This window comes from Streptomyces sp. 142MFCol3.1, from assembly GCF_000424945.1.
GTDB lineage: Bacteria > Actinomycetota > Actinomycetes > Streptomycetales > Streptomycetaceae > Streptomyces > Streptomyces siamensis.
Genome location: NZ_AUKV01000006.1, coordinates 19,097 through 38,186, shown reverse-complemented (window position 1 = coordinate 38,186; position 19,090 = coordinate 19,097). Strand labels below are relative to the sequence as shown.

Annotated in this window: 14 protein-coding genes and 2 pseudogenes; 7 read left to right on the top strand and 9 right to left on the bottom strand. The window is 71.5% G+C overall.

Annotated elements, in window-relative coordinates:
* Positions 1-39 precede the first annotated feature (39 nt).
* Positions 40-2,262, top strand: coding sequence for a TIGR03767 family metallophosphoesterase (locus H305_RS45300; RefSeq protein WP_078628975.1), 2,223 nt, complete (start codon positions 40-42; stop codon positions 2,260-2,262).
* Between the two features lie 255 nt (positions 2,263-2,517).
* On the opposite strand, the gene H305_RS0110010 is transcribed toward H305_RS45300, so the two are convergent.
* Positions 2,518-3,603: a WD40/YVTN/BNR-like repeat-containing protein gene (locus tag H305_RS0110010; RefSeq protein ID WP_078628990.1), complete on the bottom strand. Its 1,086-nt coding sequence runs from the start codon at positions 3,601-3,603 to the stop codon at positions 2,518-2,520.
* A gap of 271 nt (positions 3,604-3,874) precedes the next feature.
* Here H305_RS0110010 and H305_RS0110005 point away from each other — a divergent pair, with 271 nt between their 5' ends.
* Complete coding sequence (locus H305_RS0110005; RefSeq protein WP_028800259.1) at positions 3,875-4,453, top strand: hypothetical protein; 579 nt, start codon at positions 3,875-3,877, stop codon at positions 4,451-4,453.
* Positions 4,454-4,711: 258 nt separating this feature from the next.
* On the opposite strand, the gene H305_RS0110000 is transcribed toward H305_RS0110005, so the two are convergent.
* On the bottom strand, positions 4,712-6,748 hold the full coding sequence (locus H305_RS0110000) for a HEAT repeat domain-containing protein (protein WP_028800258.1): 2,037 nt from the start codon (positions 6,746-6,748) through the stop codon (positions 4,712-4,714).
* A 209-nt stretch (positions 6,749-6,957) separates the two neighbouring features.
* On the opposite strand from H305_RS0110000, the pseudogene H305_RS45295 reads away from it, so the two are divergent.
* Positions 6,958-7,231 (top strand): annotated as a pseudogene (locus tag H305_RS45295) (transcriptional regulator); the annotation flags it as partial.
* A gap of 381 nt (positions 7,232-7,612) precedes the next feature.
* Positions 7,613-7,681 (top strand): annotated as a pseudogene (locus H305_RS55995) (twin-arginine translocase TatA/TatE family subunit); the annotation flags it as partial.
* 13 nt (positions 7,682-7,694) lie between these two features.
* Here the strand turns inward: H305_RS55995 and H305_RS45290 are convergent.
* The 3 genes from H305_RS45290 to H305_RS0109980 all read right to left on the bottom strand — a co-directional run bounded on the left by H305_RS45290 (position 7,695) and on the right by H305_RS0109980 (position 11,550).
* Positions 7,695-9,599 (bottom strand): phosphatidylglycerol lysyltransferase domain-containing protein, encoded by a 1,905-nt coding sequence (locus H305_RS45290; protein WP_078628974.1) that lies wholly within the window; start codon positions 9,597-9,599, stop codon positions 7,695-7,697.
* A gap of 321 nt (positions 9,600-9,920) precedes the next feature.
* Complete coding sequence (locus H305_RS45285; RefSeq protein WP_158690509.1) at positions 9,921-10,262, bottom strand: hypothetical protein; 342 nt, start codon at positions 10,260-10,262, stop codon at positions 9,921-9,923.
* A 208-nt stretch (positions 10,263-10,470) separates the two neighbouring features.
* On the bottom strand, positions 10,471-11,550 hold the full coding sequence (locus H305_RS0109980) for an NADH:flavin oxidoreductase/NADH oxidase (RefSeq protein ID WP_028800257.1): 1,080 nt from the start codon (positions 11,548-11,550) through the stop codon (positions 10,471-10,473).
* Between the two features lie 142 nt (positions 11,551-11,692).
* Between H305_RS0109980 and H305_RS0109975 the strand changes: the two genes are divergently transcribed.
* Complete coding sequence (locus H305_RS0109975) at positions 11,693-12,049, top strand: ArsR/SmtB family transcription factor (protein ID WP_028800256.1); 357 nt, start codon at positions 11,693-11,695, stop codon at positions 12,047-12,049.
* Between the two features lie 99 nt (positions 12,050-12,148).
* Here H305_RS0109975 and H305_RS45280 read toward each other — a convergent pair whose 3' ends face one another.
* Together H305_RS45280 and H305_RS0109965 are read right to left on the bottom strand one after the other, a co-directional pair.
* Positions 12,149-13,513, bottom strand: a complete 1,365-nt coding sequence (locus H305_RS45280) for a nucleobase:cation symporter-2 family protein (RefSeq protein ID WP_037763336.1) — start codon at positions 13,511-13,513, stop codon at positions 12,149-12,151.
* A gap of 169 nt (positions 13,514-13,682) precedes the next feature.
* Positions 13,683-15,032, bottom strand: coding sequence for an FAD-dependent oxidoreductase (locus H305_RS0109965; protein ID WP_028800255.1), 1,350 nt, complete (start codon positions 15,030-15,032; stop codon positions 13,683-13,685).
* A gap of 213 nt (positions 15,033-15,245) precedes the next feature.
* Here H305_RS0109965 and H305_RS0109960 point away from each other — a divergent pair, with 213 nt between their 5' ends.
* Positions 15,246-15,767 carry a DUF6214 family protein gene (locus H305_RS0109960; protein ID WP_028800254.1) on the top strand — a complete coding sequence of 174 codons (522 nt, stop codon included), beginning with the start codon at positions 15,246-15,248 and terminating at the stop codon, positions 15,765-15,767.
* A gap of 34 nt (positions 15,768-15,801) precedes the next feature.
* Here the strand turns inward: H305_RS0109960 and H305_RS0109955 are convergent, their stop codons facing one another.
* Positions 15,802-16,506, bottom strand: a complete 705-nt coding sequence (locus H305_RS0109955; RefSeq protein ID WP_078628973.1) for a DUF305 domain-containing protein — start codon at positions 16,504-16,506, stop codon at positions 15,802-15,804.
* Positions 16,507-16,678: 172 nt separating this feature from the next.
* Between H305_RS0109955 and H305_RS0109950 the strand changes: the two genes are divergently transcribed.
* A complete protein-coding gene (locus H305_RS0109950) occupies positions 16,679-18,181 on the top strand; it encodes an LVIVD repeat-containing protein (RefSeq protein WP_028800252.1) in 1,503 nt (500 codons plus the stop codon).
* Here H305_RS0109950 and H305_RS45275 read toward each other — a convergent pair.
* On the bottom strand, positions 18,169-18,951 hold the full coding sequence (locus tag H305_RS45275; protein ID WP_037763334.1) for a TetR/AcrR family transcriptional regulator: 783 nt from the start codon (positions 18,949-18,951) through the stop codon (positions 18,169-18,171). The two genes, H305_RS0109950 and H305_RS45275, sit on opposite strands and share 13 nt — an antisense overlap.
* Positions 18,952-19,090: the final 139 nt, after the last annotated feature.

Below are 19,090 nucleotides of genomic sequence, written 5' to 3'. Positions count from 1 at the left end.
ACTTCGCGGCATCCGAAGTCCAACACCGAAGGAATCGACATGGCGATCTCCCGTCGCAGGATCCTGACAGCTGCCGGAGTGGCTGTGGTGGCCGCGGCCATCGATGTCGGAAGCCTGCGCGCCGTTGCCAGTGCCGCATCGCCACCTCTCGGCACGGGTGCCGCGCTCGGGCTCACCACCGTGGACCAGACGGTGCAGATCGGCCCCGACCTGGGCATGGGGTACCACGGTCTGGCCGCCGGCCCCGGCGAACCGCACATCACCCGCAACGACTTCACCCTCGCCACCTCGCCGCAGGTCACCCGGTCGCTGATCGCCTTCGCCCAGATGTCCGACCTGCACATCGTCGACGACCAGTCCCCGCTGCGCATCGAGTGCCTCGACCGGCTCGCGGACTACGGACCTCCGCATTACCACTCGTACCCGACCGAATCGGCGTACCGCGCACACGAATTCCTTTCGACACAGACGACCGACGCGATGTGCCGCGCCGTCCGGCAGGTCCTCCGGAGCCCGCGGACGAGCACACCGCTGGCCTTCACCGTCGTCACGGGCGACGCGGTCGACAACTGCCAGTACAACGAGTCGCGGTGGTACATCGACCTCCTCGACGGCAACACGGTGCACCCGGACTCCGGTGACCTCACCAAGGACGAGAGCGTGGCGAGCGGTCAGTTCGGGACGGAAACCCACTACTGGCATCCGGAAGCACGGCAGACTCCGCCCGACAACAACGCCCTGCACGGCTTTCCGGTCGTGAGCGGTCTGCTGAAGGGCGCCCGCAGACCGTTCACGGCGACCGGGTTGGGCATGCCCTGGTATGCGGCCTACGGCAACCACGATGCGCTCGTCCAGGGCAACGTGCCTATCGACACTCTCCCCTTCGACCCGCTCAAGAGGATTGCCACCGGCTCCACCAAACTGACGGAGATCGAGGGAGTCCCGGACGTCTTCGACAACACCACGACGTACTACCTGGACCTGCTGAAGGACATATTGACGGGAGAATTCACTCTCCGTACGGCACACGTGACGGAGGACCCGTCCCGGCGGCTGCTCGCGCGGAGCGACTTCATTGCCGAGCACTTCAACACCACCGGTGCCCCTCGCGGGCACGGGTTCACGTCCGGCAGCGACCGGGCCTACTACGCGATTCCCTCGGGGCCGGACGACATATTCCAGTTCCTGGTGCTGGACACGACCAACACCAGCGGCGGTGCCGACGGCGCCATCGACAAGGACCAGTGGAACTGGCTGAACGCCCAGCTCAAGGGCAACAGCTCACGCTACGAACTCGACGACTCCGACGGCACCCGGGCCAGGACGGTCGTCAACCAGCCCGGCGTGACCGACAAGTTCATCGTCATCTGCTGCCATCACACGCTCGACTCCATGGACAACACGGACAGCGGATCCCCGTACGGCGGCACGGAACTCCGCAACCTGCTGCTGCGCTTCCCGAACGTGATACTCATGGTCGACGGCCACACGCACACGAACAACATCTGGGCCCACAAGACTTCCTGGCCGTCCGTCATCGGCAACGGCTTCTGGGAGGTGAACACGGCCTCGCACATCGACTGGCCCATCCAGAGCCGGGTCTTCGAGATCGCCGAAGGCGATGGCATCCTGTCGATCTTCACGACCATGGTCGACTCCGACGCACCGCTGTCGTGCAACGGGGACACGAGCACCCCCGCCGCACTCGCCTCGCTGGGACGCGAGCTGGCGGCCAACGACCTTCAGGCCGTGGCGGCCGGCATCGACAAGCGCCGTGGAACAGCCGACGCCCGCAACACGCAGCTGCTTCTCCCCGCTCCCTTCTCCCTGCCCGCCGGACGCGGCACGCCGCTTCCGAGCACCGAGTGGCCGGTGGTTCAGCAGGGGGCGAGCGGTGAGCGGGTCAGGACCGCGCAGTATCTGCTCAACGCCCGGGGGGCCACGCTCAGCGTGGACGGCTCCTTCGGCCCGTCCACCGGCAGCTCGGTGCGGTCCTTCCAGTCCAGCCGCGGCCTGTCCGCCGACGGGATCGTCGGACCTTCGACCTGGCGGGCCCTCGCCGTCGTGGTGCAGCAGGGCAGCAGCGGGCCCGCGGTGACGGCGTTGCAGCGCCGGCTCAACGCCCACGGGTCCGCGCTGAGCGTGGACGGCTCCTTCGGTTCGGCCACCGACAGCGCGGTGCGCTCCTTCCAGTCCGCGCACAGCCTGCCGGCAGACGGGGTCGTCGCGTCCACGACCTGGCAGACGCTGACCGCGCTGTGACGCGGACCGTCCACGGGACTGCCGACCGGTCGCCGCCGACCCGCGTGCCGCAGGGTGGGAACGTGGCATTCCGCGGGCGGCTGACCGGGAACAGTGCGGTAGCGTCGGCGGGCCCGACGGGTTCCTCCGCGCGCTCCGTTCCGGCTCACCCGCCGTCGCGACGGGCATCCCGGGACCGGCCCGGAGGCCTTCCCCCGCACGGCACTTCGGTGTTGTCTCTCCCGGGATACCCACCAGCGTCTCCCCCCAGTCGCCTCAGCCGATGACAGCTGCCCGCACGCACAGCACGTCCGGCAGGTGCGAGGCCAGTTGCTTCCAGCTGTCGCCGTCGTCGGCCGAGGCGAACACCTCGCCGTTGCGGTTGCCGAAGTACACGCCGGCCGGGTCGGCGTCGTCCGTGCACAGGGCGTCGCGCAGCACCGTGCCGTAGTGGTCCTCGGCGGGCAGGCCGGCGGTCAGCGGCTCCCAGCTCTTGCCCGCGTCCGACGTACGGAAGACGCGACAGCGCCGGCCGGCGGGGACGCGGTCCGAGTCGGCGGTGATCGGGAAGTTGTACGCCGTGTCGCCGCGGTGCGGATGCGCGGCGACCGCGAACCCGAATGTCGACGGCAGAGCGTCGCCGATGTCCGTCCAGTTCGCGCCCGCGTCGTCACTGCGGTACACGCCCCAGTGGTTCTGGAGATACAGCCGGTCGGGATTCGCGGCGTCCCGCGCGACCTTGTGCACGCACTGGCCGAACTCCGGGTTCGGGTCCGGCAGGAACACCGCGGAGACACCGGAGTTGGAAGGGGTCCAGCTCGCGCCGCCGTCCTCGGTACGGAAGACGCCCGCCGTGGAGACGGCGACCGTCACGGCGCGCGGATCGCGGGCGTCGGTGAGGATGGTGTGCAGCCCCTCGCCACCACCGCCGGGCACCCACTTCGAGCGGGTGGGGTGCTCCCACAGCGGACGGACGAGCTCGAAGGACTCGCCACGGTCCTCGGAGCGGTACAGCGCGGCGGGCTCCGTGCCCGCGTACACCACGTCCGGTTCGGCGGCCGCCGGGTGCAACTGCCAGACCCGCTCCAGCGAGGCGCCCGTGTCCTTGGGGAACTTGACGGCGGGCTGCGCCGGCTCGGTCCACGTCCGGCCCAGGTCGTCCGAGTGGAACACGGACGGGCCCCAGTGCGCGCTGTCCCCGCCGACCAGCAGCCGGGGACGCTCGCCCCGGGTGTCGATCGCGACCGAGTACACCGCCTGTGCGTTGAAGTACGGACTTTCGTCGAACTCCCAGGCGCCGCCGCGCCGTCGTCCGATGAACAGTCCCTTGCGCGTGCCTACCGTGAGCAGAACCTCGGCCATGCCGACCACCTCCGCGACGTCGTTGTCCCAGCCACCGGCCAGTCTGCACCCCGCCACTGACAGTCACCCCTGAACTCGTCGTCCGCGCAGGTCGCGGACGCCGTGTCGGGACCTGAGGGCGATCCCTTCGAGCTGCCTCGCCGCACACATGCGGCGTACCGTGATTCCAGGGACGGACGAGTCGGCCGACCCGGCCTGAGCATCCAGCGGGCCGAGCGCGTATGGGAGGGGGACGGGGCGTTTCCGTGCGGCTGTGAGGAGGATGCCATCGATGGCGGCATTCCGAGGTCCGAAGGTCTTGCTGTGGCGGTGGCGACGTAATCCGTTGCGGCGTCGCAGTGACGCCCTGGAGGCCTGGATCATGCTCGCCGCCTGGGTGCTCATCGTGCTCAGCGGCGTCTTCGCCGGTCTGCTGACCGCGCGGACCGTCGAGCGGGGTCTCGCCGTGGAACGCGCCCAATGGCGCTCCGTCGCGGCCCAGCTCACCGAGGACGCGGTCGGGACCGGCGCCACGGAGTCCGCGAGCGGCCTCGTCTGGGCGAAGGTGCGCTGGACCGCGCCCGACGGCTCGGCCCACACGGGCCAGGCGCGGGTCTACGCCGGGACGGAGGCGGGCACCCCGGTCACCGTGTGGACCGACCGGCAGGGGCGCCTTGTCACCAAACCCGCCACCGCCTCGCAAGCACAGACCCGGTCCGCCATGGTCGGTGTCCTCGTGGGCGTGAGCGCGGCGGCCGTGCCCTTCGTGGGCGGCCGACTGGCACGGGGCCGTCTCGAGAGGCGCCGCATGGACCAGTGGGACCAGGAGTGGGCGCGGATAGGACCCAGATGGGGCCGGACGACGAGCTGAGCGCCGGACGAGCGTCCCCGCCGACCTCGCGGACCGCTCCTCGGACGCCGTGAGCCGCTCCCGGGCCTCGTGAACGGTTCCCTCGGCGGCGCGGGTCGCTGGTCGGGCGTGGTGGGTGGCTTCCCCCGGCGGCGCGGCCGCTAATGGGTCGCTCCTCGGGCGTCGTGGGCGGTTCCCTCGGTCCTGCGGGTGGCTCGTCGGATGTCGCCCGCTGTCTCGGCGCCGCACGCCGCACGGGCCCACCGGGGCCCCACGGCGCTACGCCGCGTCCAGCACCGTGCGGCAGTCCCGCAGCAGTCGTTCGTCCTCCAGGATGTCGTGACTGCCGTAGCCACCGGACCGCGCCCGGTGCCGCCGCGGAGCGGCCAGCTCCGCGTCGACCAGATCGTGGACGGGCTCCGCCGCGCCGCCCATCCGGACGAGACACGCGGCGATCGTGCCGCGCGTGCAGGCGTTCTCGTGCCAGGCGGTGCGGAACACTCGCAGCACGGGTTCCGGATCGCCTGCGATGTCCCAGAGCGCGCAGGCGGCGGCCGTCCGCTCCCAGACCTCGGCCGACTCCGCGAGCCGCCGCAGCTTCGGAAGGGCGGCCGCGGCGGGCGGCCCCACGCGGCCGAGGGCGTCCGCCGCCGGCCGCGCGTGGCCCGTGCCCTCCTCGGCCAGCCCCCGCATCAGCGGCGGAAGCACCGCTGTCAGGTCCCCCTCGACCGCCCAGAGCGCGGCGGCCGCCGGGACGGCGCTCGGACCGTCCAACAGCTCGCGCAGCACCGGTGTCGCCGTCCGCGCGCCGGCCCCGAACGTCCCGAGCGTCCTCGCGAGCGCGCTCACGAGCGAGTCCCGCAGCGACAGCGTGCGGGGCGCGCCGTGCAGCAGCCGAAGCACTTCGGGCACCGCGGCGTCGTGCCGCAGTCTGCCGAGCGCGGACAGCAACGGTGCGGCCCGGCCGTACGTCTCCCGGGAGTCCAGGGGCACCTCGCCGAGGCGCTGCCGCAGCAGCGGCGCCAGGGGTGCGGCGGCCGGGCCCAGGTACTCGATCGCGTGACCGACCTCGTTCGGGACGACCGGCTGGGTCAGCACCTGCGCCAGGGCGGGAACGGCCCGGGGATCCCCGGCCCTGGCCAGGGCCTTCAGCGGGCGGCCCAGGGTCGGCGTGCCGGAACCCCAGGCCTGCGGGTCCGACTCCACCAGAGCGGCGAGCCGGTCGGCGGCGGGTGCCGCGAGGGTGAAGAGGGACTCCAGGACCGACACCGCGGCGTAGCGCAGACGTTCCTCGTCCGAGGCGAGTTGCTCACCGATCAGGGCGATCGGTTCCTCGTACGAGGCGCGCCACTCACGGAACAGGCCCGCGGACATCCACACCGCGTTGCACCGGTCGGCGGCGTCCTCGCCGGTCAACTGCCCTTCGAGCAGGGCGATCCGGTCGGCGGTGCGGGAACCGAGTGCCGTGTGGAGCGTGCGCAGCAGCTGGGAGCCCTCCTCGTCCGCGGGCCGCATGCGGCGCAGATGTCCGATGAGCGTGTCCGTGCCGGTCCGCTCGGGCTCCTCCGACCCGCGGGCGCATCGCGACCGGGCGCGGAGCAGGGCGATGACGGTGGGCACCAGGTCTGCGGGGAGGTGGTCGGGTGCGCACCCCGCGAGTTGTCCGAGCGCGGCGAGCCGCAGTCCCGGGTCGTGCGGGGTGGCGCACAGCGCGGTCAGGCAGTCCACCGCCGGTGCGGTGACGCCGGCGTGCAGTCGCGCGAGCAGTCCGATGCCCTCGGCGAGCGCCAGCCGGACGCCGCCCTCCTCCTCGGCGCCGAGCCGCTCCCTCAGCAGGCCGAGCACGCGCTCCGGTTCGTCGAGGAAGCGGGCGAGCGCGGCCGGCACCGCGCGCCGTACCTCCGGGTCCTCGTCCGCGACCAGGCCGACGAAGGCCGCTGCCCCCGCCCGTATCGCCGCACGGGCCATCGCCCGATTGTCCTCGCCGTCCTTGCCGCGGACCGGCGCGCTGACGTCCTCCTCGTCGTCCTCGGCATCGTCGTCCCCTCCGCCGATGCTGACGAGCAGTTCCACGATGCCGCCGCGGTCGGGGACTTCCGTATGGGTGACGAGCTCGAACAAGTAGGGGATGCAGGCCAGTGTCGAGTCGTACACGTCGCCCTGGTGGTGCACCGCCCCGTACATCCCGTCGAGCGCCCGCTCGCGCTCCTCGGGGTCCACCGCGGCGAGCCCGCGCAACAGCCCCGGCACGTCCTCGGCGCTTCCGTACGCATGCTCCATCGAAGCCCAGCCGACCTCGTCGATCCCCCAGAACACGGCATCCTCCCCAGGCATCCGGCAACTGATCGAGAGTGTGCACCACGGCACTGACAGTGACGTCGGGAAGCGTGCCGGGCGACGACCGCGGGCGCCATGGCCGGAGTCCTGGACTGGGGCGATTCGCACGGGCGGGCCGGCGGGTCGGCAGGACGGGAGGACACGGCGGTGGCGGCAGAGGTCGTGGGCGTCGAGGACCCTCCGCCGAGGTGCCGGAGGAGGCGACCGCGGCGTTCGGGCTGCTCGCTGTCGCCGGCGCGGCCGTACATCGTCTGGGCGCCGTCGCAGGGCGCGAGCGACGTGACCGGTCTCGCCGAGTGGGCCGGCGGCGCGCTGCCCGCGGTGGGCCGGCATCCGACCGAGCTGAAATTGGCCGGTCTCGTACGGTCCCGACGCGAGGGCCGTCGGGAGGTCTACTTCGTCGACGACCCGGACGTCGTGACCGTCGTACGCCTCGTGGTGGGTCAGTCGACCGACCGGGCCGCCCTGGCCGATCGCACCGGCGCCACCGATCGGACCGGCGCCACCGATCGGACTGGCGCCATCGATCGCACCGCGCGCGGAGCGCTGCGACGCGTCCGCGGCGGCGGCGCCTGAGACCGTCTCGGCACCCGGCACGACCGCGACGTCGACGCGGCAGGACCGCCCGCGAGCCGGTGTGCCGCCCGCCGCGGGGGCGTACGCGTCGGACGGCCTCGCCGCGCTGACGTCGCTCCAGCTCATCCGGTTCATGCTGCTCACGCCGCCGCTGGGGCCCATGACGAACGCGGTGCTGCGGGGGCGGGGAGCGGAGACCTTGCCCTTCGCCGGCGCGGTGGCGGTCGGGCTCACCCCCGAGATGCTGCCCGTCGGCACCTGCTCGTCGTGGCGATCGTGGTCGTCGTGTCGTTCGGCTCGAAGAAGCCGCCCGACACCGTCCGTGCTCACGGCAGGTGGATGCGCATCCTCAAGAACGAGGCGAAAGCGATGAAGGACGAGAACGCGCAGCCCGCGGCTCGGCAGGCGGTGCCGGAAGCCGCCCGGGCCGCCGACGGTCCGGCCATGCCCCGTCAGGCGCCGGAGGCGTCCGGCGCAGCGGACCGAAACCGGGCCGCGGCAGCGCGGGCGGGGCGAGAAAGCCTTCCGCGCGGGCGGCGGCGACGCCGATGCGCGGAAGGTCGCCGCTCTTCTCGAACAGCAGGTAGCGCGGTTCCCATACGGGCCGGTACTTGGCGTTGGCACGGTAGAGGGATTCGAGCTGCCACCAGCGCGAGAGGAACGTCAGCAGCGAACACCACAGTCGCAGCACGGGTCCGGCGCCCAGCCGGCCGCCGCGCTCGAAGACGGACCGGAACATGGCGAAGTTCAGGGACACCCTGCTGACGCCGATGTCCTCGGCACGCAGCAGGAGTTCGATGACCATGAACTCCATGAGCCCGTTCTCGGAGTTCCGGTCGCGGCGCATCAGATCCAGCGACAGCCCCCGCTCTCCCCACGGCACGAAGCTCAGTACGGCCCTGGGCTCGCCGTCGCCGTCGTGGCACTCCAGCATGACGCAGCGCCCGTCGGCCGGATCGCCCAGTCTGCCGAGTGCCATGGAGAACCCGCGCTCGGTCTCGCCGTCGCGCCAGCGGTCCGCCAGGTCGGTCAGGGCGTCCATCTCGGCTCGGGGGATCTCGGCGTGCCGGCGGATGCGGACGGTGTGGCCGGCGCGGCGGACGCGGTTGTGTGCCTGCCGGACGCCCCGCATCGCGCGCCCTTCCAGGGTGAAGTCGGCGCGGTCCACGATCGCCTCGTCGCCGAGTTCCAGGGCGTCCAGACCGTGCCGGGCGTAGATGGTGCCGGCTTCCTCGCTCGCCCCCATCACCGCGGGCGTCCATGCATGACGGCGCGCCTCGCGCAGCCAGGCGTCGATCGCGCCGGGCCAGGCCTCGGGATCCCCGATCGGGTCACCGGATGCCAGCGTCACACCGCCGACGACCCGGTAGGCGATCGCCGCCTTGCCGGTCGGCGACCACACGACCGCCTTGTCGCGGCGCAGCGCGAAGTACCCCAGTGAGTCCCGCTCGCCGTGCCTGACGAGCAGCTCCCGCAGGCGGTCCTCGTCGGGCGCGCCGAGGAGCTCACGGCCGCGCGGCGAGCGGAAGCAGGCGTAGAGCACGAGGAGGAAGGTCGCGGCCATCATGGCGTTGATGAGGACGTCCACCCAGCGGGGCGCCGCGACGCTGTCGAAGCGGTCGGCGAGTGGGCCGACGCTGACGCCGCGCAGCAGGGTGTACGCGACGCGGTCGCTCAGCGGCGTCCCGGTGACCTGGTTGGTGACGCTCACCAGCAGGGTGCCGAGGGTGGCGCCGATGAGCAGGCCGCCGGTGCCGACGGCCACGGCCAGCCTGGGGTTGGAGCGGTCGCCGACGGCGTGGAACTCCTTGCGTCCCACCAGCAGGGCGGCGACGAAGAGTCCGGTGAGCACGGTGGAGAGCCAGTTGAAGCCGTGCCGCTGGTACCGGTCCTGGGTCAGTGCGGCGGTGTAGAGCACGAAGAGCGGGCCGGCCAGCAGCAGGTTGAAGATCCAGGCCGCCCGTTTGCGGCGCCGCATCACCACGGCGAGGAACAGGGCCAGTGCCGCCGAGACCAGTCCCGCGGTGGCGAGGTACGGGGTGAAGTAGGGGCCTCCGTTGTGCTCGATGACTTCCTGGCGGAAGGTCAGCGACACCACGGCGACCAGGTTGAGCGTGGCGAGCAGGCGCAGATACCAGACGGTGAGGGTGGCGGCCCGCAGCCGTGCGGCGGTGGCCTGCCGTCCTGGCGGGTGGGTCGGGCGTGAGCGCGTGTTCCGCTGTTCCGGGACGAGCACTGACTGTTGTACGGACACCGTGGAGCAACACCTTGGGGAGAGGCCGGGGCGAACCGGTGCGGACTGTGGCCGGGGGAGCGCAGTGGGGGCTGCGGCCGGGAACCCTACATGGTGTAGGGAAAAGTTCGGTTATGGAGAGGTGAAGGGGTAAGGAGGCGGTGAGAATCGCCCCGTCGCCCCGTCGCCCCGTCGCCCCGTCGCCCCGTCGCCCCGTCGCCCCGTCGCCCCGTCGGCCCGTCGGCCCGTCGGCCCGTCGCCCCTCCGGGCGGACTGCCTCTCCCGGCGGACTGCCTCTCGCGCGTCCCCGCGGGGGCGCGGCCCCCGGTCCCTGCGGTGCTGCTACTTCTTCGTCCTGCCCGGTGCTCGCAGCAAGTCGGAGCGGCCCGGCCGCGGGCGGCCCAGGGCCCGGGGCGGGCACGGCTTCGCACTCTCGCCGGCACGGCGGTTGCGTGTCGTCGCCCACCATAGGAGGTCACCCACGGCGGCGCCCGCCGTGACCACGGCCAGGATGACACCCGCCATGGTCAGCCCGTCGTCGAGGTGCGGGCGTCCGTGGAGGGCGTGCAGATCGAATCCGCACAGGTGGTACACGCCCACCGCGGCGATCCCGAGACTCGGTATCAGCAGGGCCAGCACGGACATCGGCCCGCGGCCCGCGCGCCCGTCGTGGCGTTCCTTCAAGGGGTCCCCCGTCGCGTATGATCCGGTTCACCACCGGGACCCTACTTCACGTAGGGTCCGACCGATCCTGGAGTGACGTCTTCCCTCTCATTGACCGGTGGGAACAGGTCCTCAGTTCCCTTCAGGGGCGGGTGTCCTGGGTCACAGACTCATCGGTGCCCGGCCGGGTAGGGGTGCGGCCGGCGCCGGCCGCACTCCGGGGCGGGGCCTACACGGACCGGTGGTACTGGTCCGGCACGTGCACGTCGCCCCCCAGCTCCCGCGCGGCGAGCCGCGCGAAGGACGGGTTGCGCAGCAGCTCGCGGCCCAGCAGCACCGCGTCGGCCTCCCCGTTGGTGAGGATCTTCTCGGCCTGCTCGATCCCGGTGATCAGACCGACGGCGGCGACGGGCAGGGAGGTCTCGTTCTTCACGCGGGCGGCGAAAGGAACCTGGTAGCCGGGTTCCACGGGGATGCGCACGCCGGAGGCGTTGCCGCCGGTCGACACGTCGAGCAGGTCCACGCCGTGCTCGTGCAGTCGGGCGGCGAAGCGGACGGTGTCGTCGGCGCTCCAGCCGTCCGCCTCCAGCCAGTCGGTGGCGGAGATGCGGAAGAACAGGGGCTTGCTGTCGGGCCAGACCTCGCGCACGGCGTCCACGACGTCGAGGGCGAAGCGGGTGCGGTTCTCGTACGAGCCGCCGTACGCGTCGGTGCGGTGGTTGGAGTGCGGGGACAGGAACTCGTTCAGCAGGTAGCCGTGGGCGCCGTGGATCTCGACGACCTCGAAACCGGCGTCCAGGGCGCGGCGGGCCGCGTCGGCGAACTGCCCGACGATGTCCTGGATCTCGGCGACGGTCAGCTCGGCCGGGACCGGGTGGCCTTCGTCGTAGGGGAGGGGGCTGGGGGCGAGCGGCTGCCAGGCGAGGGCGCCGGGGGCGATCGGGGCGCCGCCCTTCCACGGCCGCTCGGTGGCCGCCTTGCGCCCGGCGTGGGCGAGCTGGACGGCCGGCACGGTGCCTTGTGCGGACAGGAAGCCGGTGATGCGGCGGAACGCCTCGACCTGCGCGTCGTTCCAGATGCCGAGGTCGTACGGCGAGATCCGGCCCTCGGGGGAGACGGCGGTCGCCTCGACGATGATGAGCCCGGTGCCGCCGGTGGCCCGCGCCGCGTAGTGGGCGAAGTGCCAGTCGCGGGGGACGCCCGCCGCGGCTCCTTCGGGCGCGGCGGAGTACTGGCACATGGGTGGCATCCACACCCGGTTGGGGATGGTGAGCTCGCGCAGGACGTAGGGCTCGAAGAGAGCGCTCACGGCGGACTCCATTCGTCACGGGGCCGGTGTACGCCTCGTACGATAGGCGTCGTAGTACGGGAGATGTCAAACTACGAGAGATCTCGTACAATGTGTGCGGGACGACAGCCCCGGAGGAAGATCCGGACGAAGTGGAGCCGCCGTGACGACCGCCGCCCGCGCCAACGGCAGCCGTGACCTGCCGCACCCCGCACTCGAGGAGATCCGCCTGGAGTCGGTGCTGCACGCGCTCTCCGACCCCATGCGGCTCCAGGTCGTGCGAGAGCTCGCCGCCGACGCCGACGAGCTCTCCTGTTCGCATTTCGACCTGCCGGTCACCAAGTCCACGACCACGCACCACTTCCGTGTGCTGCGCGAGAGCGGGGTCATCCGGCAGGTCTACCGGGGCACGGCGAAGATGAACGGCCTGCGCCGGGACGATCTGGACGACCTCTTCCCCGGGCTCCTCGACGGCATCCTCGCGGCAGCGGCCCGTCAGGCCGCCCGGCTCGGCCGCTGAGGCGCCGGGCCCCTGACCGCGCGGGCCGACCTGCCCGGTCGCCTTGACGGCCGCGGCCCCGCATCCCCAGTCGTCCGACGGCCTGGCCTGTGTCGGCTGCTATGCCTCCGCCGCCACCGAAGGAGGCGTGGGCCCGGCGGCGTCCCCGGCCGAATCCGCCTTGCCCGGCAGGTGGTTGAAGAGGAGGTTCAGGGCGATCGCGGTCAGGCAGCCCGCGCTGATCCCGCTGTTCATCACTGTCTGGAACCAGTCCGGGAACTTCTCGTAGACCGTCGGCACGCCGACCGGCAGCATGCCCACGGCGACCGAGACGGCCACCACCGTCAGGTTGTCGTTGCCCTTGAAGTCCACCTGCGCGAGGGTGCGCAGGCCGCTCGCGGCGACCGTTCCGAACATCACCAGGCCCGCGCCGCCCAGCACGGGCGCCGGGATCGCCGCGACGATCGCGCCCAGCTTGGGCAGCAGGCCGAGCAGCACCAGGATGCCGCCCGCGGCGGCGACCACCCAGCGGCTGCGCACGCGCGTCATCCCGACCAGGCCGACGTTCTGCGCGAACGCCGTGTAGGGGAAGGTGTTGAACACGCCGCCCAGAACCGTCGACAGGCCGTCCGCGCGCAGGCCGTCGGAGAGCGTGCGCGGCTCGACGGGACGGTCGGTCATCTGGCCCACCGCGATGAAGTCACCGGTGGTCTCGGTCATCGTGACGAGGGCGACGACCAGCATCGAGACGATCGCGGAGACGTGGAACGTCGGCGTGCCGAAGTGGAACGGCGTGCTGACCCCGACCCAGTCGGCGTCCCCGACCCCGTCGAAGTCCGTGAATCCGAAGGGGACGGCGACCGCGAGGCCCACGGCGATGCCGATCAGTACCGCGATGCGGCCGAGGAAGGCCGGCGCGAACCGTTGCACGGCCAGCACCACGGCCAGCACGAAGCCCGCGAGCGCCAGGTTCTTCGGCGCGCCGAAGTCCTCCGCGCCCACTCCGCCGGCCGCCCAGTTCCCGGCGACCGGCAGCAAGGAGACACCGATGATCAGGATGACCGTGCCCGTGACCAGGGGAGGGAAGAACCGCAGGAGTCTGCCGAAGACCGGGGCGAGCAGGACTATGGCGAGGCCCGCCACGATCACCGACCCGTAGATCGCGCGCAGGCCGCCGCCGGTCGTCCCGATCAGCACCATCGGCGACACCGCGGCGAAGGTGCACCCCTGCATGATCGGCAGGCGTACCCCGAAGCGCCAGAAACCCACGCACTGGATGAGCGTGGCGATGCCGCACACCAGCAGATCGGCGGTGATCAGATACGCCAGATCCGCGGGCGACAGCTTCAGCGCGCCACCGACGATCAGCGGGACGGCCACCGCGCCCGCATACATCGCGAGCACGTGCTGGAGCCCGAAGGCCGCGAGTTGGCGTACGGGTGGAACCTCGTCGACGGGATGCACGGGAGCAGCGGTGGTGGCCATGGGCACTCCAGGAGCGGCGGGAAGCGGGCGAGGGCGAAGAAGGGTGAACAGCTCCCGACCGTAAGCGGCTTGAACAGTTTGTTGATTTCCGGGCTGTTGCCGATGTGTGTCATGCCCACGAAAGCCGTGTCGACTCCACCGCGCCCCGCCGTACGCGCCGACGCACCCGTCACGAACCCGCCGTACGCGCCGCCGCCAGCAGTGACGGCCAGTCGGGCAGCTTCACCACGCCCCGGCCGAGCGACGCGCCGAGTTCCGCCTCGGCTTGTTCGATCGCCTGCCACCCGGCCCACTCGACCGGCCGTACGCCCTCCGCCCGCAGCGCCGCGAGAGGATCCCCGGCCACGTCGCGCCGTACGAGGGTGTCCGCGTCCTCAAGCAGTGAGGTCACCGTCTCCTTGGCGCACGGCCGGTTGGTGCCGATGACGCCCGTGGGGCCGCGCTTGATCCAGCCCGCCACGTACTCGCCCGGAGCGATCGCGTCGTCCCGCAGGATCCGTCCCGCCCGGTGCGGCACCGTGCCCAGTCCGGCGTCGAAGGGGAGCCCGTCGAGAGGCACCCCGCGATAGCCCACCGAACGCAGCACCAGCTGAGCCTCGATGTCCTCGAACCGCCCCGTGCCCGTCACACCGCCCTGCCCGTCCGGCACGGTCCGCTCGAAGCGCACCGCTCCCACCCGCCCGCCGTCGGCGAGCAGTTCGACGGGGCGCAGGAAGAACCGCGGCCGGATCCGCCGTGGGCGGCCCTGCGCCGGCGCGTCGGCCCAGCCCCGCAGCACCTCCACGTTGCGTCGCTGCGCGGCCGGCAGGCCCGACGGATCGAGGTAGGCCGGGTCGAGTACCAACTCGTGCGGATCCACCACGATTTCGGTGTCGGGCAGGGATCCCAGCTCACGCAGTTCCTTGGTGGTGAAGCGGGCCTGGGAGGGGCCCCGTCGCCCCACCATGCTGATCTCCGTCACCTTGCTGGCGGCCAGTGCGGCGAGCGCCGCCTGCGGCATGTCCGTGGGGCTCAGATCGGCCGCGCCCCGGGCCAGGATCCGGGTCACGTCCACGGCCACGTTCCCGACGCCGATGACCACGGCCGAGCGCACACCGAGCACGAACTCCTCCGCGGCGGCGTCGGGGTGCGCGCTGTACCAGGAGACGAACTCGGTGGCCGACCAACTGCCGGGCAGGTCCTCGCCGGGCACGCCGAGATGACGGTCGGTGGCGGCGCCCACGCAGTAGACGACCGCGTGGTAGAGGTCCCGCAGGCGGGCGACCGGCACCCCGTCCGGACCGACCTGGACGCCGCCCAGGAACCGCACCCGCTCGTCCTCCAGCACGGCCCGCAGGTTGTTCTGGAGCGACTTGATCTTCTCGTGGTCGGGGGCCACCCCGTAGCGCACCAGGCCGTAGGGGCACGGCAGCCGGTCCAGGACGTCCACCCGGACATCGGGCACCTGGCTCTGCTGGACGAGGCTCTGGGCGGTGTAGACCCCGCTGGGCCCCGAGCCGACGACGGCGACATGCAGCACGGCGGAACTCCTTAACCGAGGGTTCTGGAAGAACGCTGACAGGAGATCGCTGACGGTTCCAGGATCGCACCGCCGATGCTCGGCTGACAGGGTGCGGCGCGTGTCGCGTCCGTGCGTGTCCGTTCGAATGGAATGTGATCATGCGGTTACGTTCCGCATGTGCTGGAAGCATCCTTTCTCGATCTGAACGGCCGCTGCCGCGCGGACGGCGTGGTGTCGGTGTGGCCCGCCTGGCAGGTGCGTGACCACCGGACCGGTACCTCGTGGTTCGACGTCCGGCTGGTCTTCGCCGACGGTGCCCAGGTCGAGGTCCTCGCCGTGCTGTCCGGGGCCGCGGTGACGATCGAGGACGTACGGGCTCAGCCGCCGCTCTCCCTCGGCGACCTGGCGGTGCTCTCCGACTGGATCGAGGCGCCGCTCTTCGAGGCGTGCGGTGCCGCGGCCCGGCCCGCGGGTGAGGGTGAGGGCGCGCACGGCGACGAGCAGGAGGGCACGCAGGGCGACGAGGACGAGGGTGGGCGGACGGGGCCGACGCGCCGGGCCCGGCGTGCCTGGCCCCGTGGCACCGAGGGCCGCAGGCTGGCGGCGGAGGAGTACCGCGCCGCCCAGCAGGACGGCGTGGACCCGGTGCTGGCGGTCATGTGCGCCACCGGCCACAGCCGGCGCAAGTCGCTGCGGCTCATCGCGGGAGCGCGGGAGGCCGGATTCCTGAGTCCTCGTCACGCACGGCGCTGAGCGGGCGAGTCGAGCGACGCCCGTCCGGACCCGGTCACTGAAGCGCGCGCATCTTGCCGATCTCGCTGGTCTGCTGCGCGATCACGTCGTCGGCCATCTCCTCGATCTGGATGTTGTTGCCCTCGGACTTCACGTCCGTGGCCATGGTGACCGCCCCGTCGTGATGTGTGATCATCAGCTTCAGGAAGAGCTCGTCGAACGCCTTCCCCTTCGCCGCGCGCAACGCCTTGAGCTGGTCCTGCGTCGCCATCCCGGGCATCGTCGCGTGCTCGTGCCCCGTGACCGCCCGCTTGCCGCCGTGCGTCTTGAGCCAGCTCTTCATGGTGGAGATCTCCGGGCCCTGCGCGGCGGCGATCCGTGCGGCGAGCCGCTTCACCTTGCCGGACTCCGCCTGCTTCGGGGCGAGTTCGGTCATCTCCAGCGCCTGGGTGTGGTGGACGATCATCATCCGGGCATAGGCGAAGTCGGCCGAGTTGGGGGAGTCGTCGTCGTTCCGCTGCTTCGCGGCCTCCGCGGCGGACAATGTCTCGGCCGCCTCTCCGGGCTTGCCGGGCGCGATGACCGAAGGGCCCGGCGAGGCGGCGGACTTGGCGCCGGAGTCCGAGTCGCAGCCGGTGAGCGCGAGTGCGGCCACGGACAGCGACGCCGCGGCCAGCAGCGCACGGGGCGTGGGTCTCGGGGACGCGCTGGACGTACGGCGAGCGAACACGGCGACCTCCTGCGGCTCATGAAGGGTCATGGAGCGATGGATGCATCAGGGATGTTGATGTCCGTCCTAGCACGCTTCCGAACGTGGCTGATCAAAAACATTCATTACGAGTACGTTGCCGTCTGTTGATCTCTGCATGGGACGGACGATACTTCAGGGGTCCGTGAACCGTTCGACCTTGAACGGCACAAGGGAGGAAACAGTGACCCTGTTGAACGATCCCCGAACGCGGCACAGACGCCTGGGAGTTGCCGCCGCCGCGGTGGGACTCCTGGCCGCGCTGCTCACAGCCGGGCCGGCGGCCGCCACCCCCGACCCCGGGGACGGCCCCGCGGCACGGGAGAAGGTCTCCCGGAGCGACGCCGCCGAGGCGAGGGCCGCGGTGGCGAGCGGGGAGATACCCGGCCAGGACGAGATCGTCCACTCCGACAACATCCAACATCTCGCCAACATCCCCAAGGAGGCCTTCACCGGCCTCAATTCGGACCTCGCCTTCCAGGGCAAGTACGCCTTCGCCGGCAACTACGACGGCTTCCGCATCTTCGACATCAGCAACCCGAAGGCGCCCCGGACCGTCGCGCAGGTGCTCTGCCCCGGCTCGCAGAACGACGTGTCCGTCTCCGGCAACCTGCTCTTCCTGTCCACCGACTCCTCTCGCAGCGACAACTCCTGCAACAGCACGACGCAGCCCGCGACCGAGAAGTCGTCGTGGGAGGGCATGAAGGTCTTCGACATCAGCGACAAGGCGAACCCCAAGTACGTCGCCGCCGTCGAGACCGCGTGCGGTTCGCACACCCACTCGCTCGTGCCCGACGGCAAGAACGTCTACCTCTACGTCTCCTCGTACTCGCCGAGCGCCACCTTCCCCGACTGCCAGCCGCCGCACGACGGCATATCGGTCATCAAGGTGCCGCGGAACGCTCCCGAGAAGGCGGCGGTCGTCAACTTCCCGGTGCTGTTCCCGGGCGAGGGACCGGACGGCGGCGGCAACCCGGGCGGGCCCACCAACCCGGGTGTCTCCAAGACCACCGGCTGCCACGACATCACGGTCCTGCCCTCCAAGGACCTCGCCGCGGGCGCCTGCATGGGTGACGGCATCCTGTTCTCCATCAAGGACCCGGAGCACCCGAAGGTCATCGACCAGGTCGAGGACAACGTGAACTTCGCGTTCTGGCACTCGGCGACCTTCAACCAGAAGGCCGACAAGGTCGTGTTCACCGACGAGCTGGGCGGCGGCGGCGCGGCCACCTGCAACGCGGCGATCGGCCCGAACCGCGGAGCCGACGGCATCTACGACATCGTCGGCAAGGGCGACAAGCGCAAGCTCGTCTTCCGGAGCTACTACAAGATCCCCCGTCACCAGGCGGACACCGAGAACTGCGTGGCCCACAACGGCTCGCTGATTCCGGTCAAGGGCAAGGACCTCATGGTCCAGGCCTGGTACCAGGGCGGCGTCTCGGTCTGGGACTTCACCGACTCGTCGGCCCCGAAGGAGATCGCCTACTTCGAGCGCGGCCCGCTGTCCACCGACACGCTCCAGGTCGGCGGCTCGTGGTCGGCCTACTACTACAACGGCTACATCTACTCGAACGACATCGCCAAGGGCTTCGACGTCCTGAAGCTCGACGACCGGCGCACGGACCCGGCCAAGCGGGTCCGTCTGAGCGAGCTCAACGTCCAGACGCAGCCGGACTACTTCGACTGACCGTCCGCCCGGGCGTCCGCCGGGCGGTCCGAACGGCCTGCCGGCTGTTCGTCCGTCAGGCGGTCCGGGCGGCCGCCGGTCCTGTCCTCCGGCCGGTCCGCGGCTTGGTCCTCGGGCTGCCGGCCGGTCGCGAAGAACCGTGACAGATCCGTCTCACACGTCCCGCCGGGCACTTCGGTCTCCGGCGGGACACCCATCTCCCAGTCGAGGCGGTACCGCTTGAACAGCTCGGCCCGAAGCGTCGGTATCGGCATCGGAACACCCGGCACCAGGGCCGAGTACACCGCGCCCATCAGCAGCGCCCGCAGCATCGGGTAGTCGGTCCCGGCATCCGGCGAGCCGTACCCGGCCATCGTGTCCCGCAGCAATTGGGCGAGCCGCTGCTGCTCCGGACACTGCACGAAGCCCTCGGCCTGCAACAGGCCGGCCATGTGCTGGCGCATCAGGACGGGCTGGTCGCGGGCGAGGCCGAGGATCGCGTCGATGGCCCGTGCCATCCGCTCCCGGCCGTCCTCGGTACGCGGCTCGCTCTCCAGCCGCTCCTCCAGCGTGCGGTGCATCAGCCGGTGCACGGCGGACTGCAGGAGCTGGCGCTTCCCGGGGAAGTAGTACGACACCAGGCCGCGCGCCGATCCCGCGCGGTCCGCGATGTCCCCGAGCGTCGTCGCCTCGTAGCCGCGCTCGCTCACCAACTCCACGGCTGCCTGCAACAGCCGCTCCCGGGAACGCCGCCGCAACTCTTCATTGACCGAGGCGCTGCGCGGGGACATGCTGTAACTCCTGCGTTGACTGGCTGCCAGCCAACTATACTCAACGCGTCCGGAGCAGACCCTTCGCGGGTCCACTCCGGCCTGCCGTCTGCCTCGGGTGACACGGGGGATCATCCGAGGCGGACTGGCGGGCGAACGG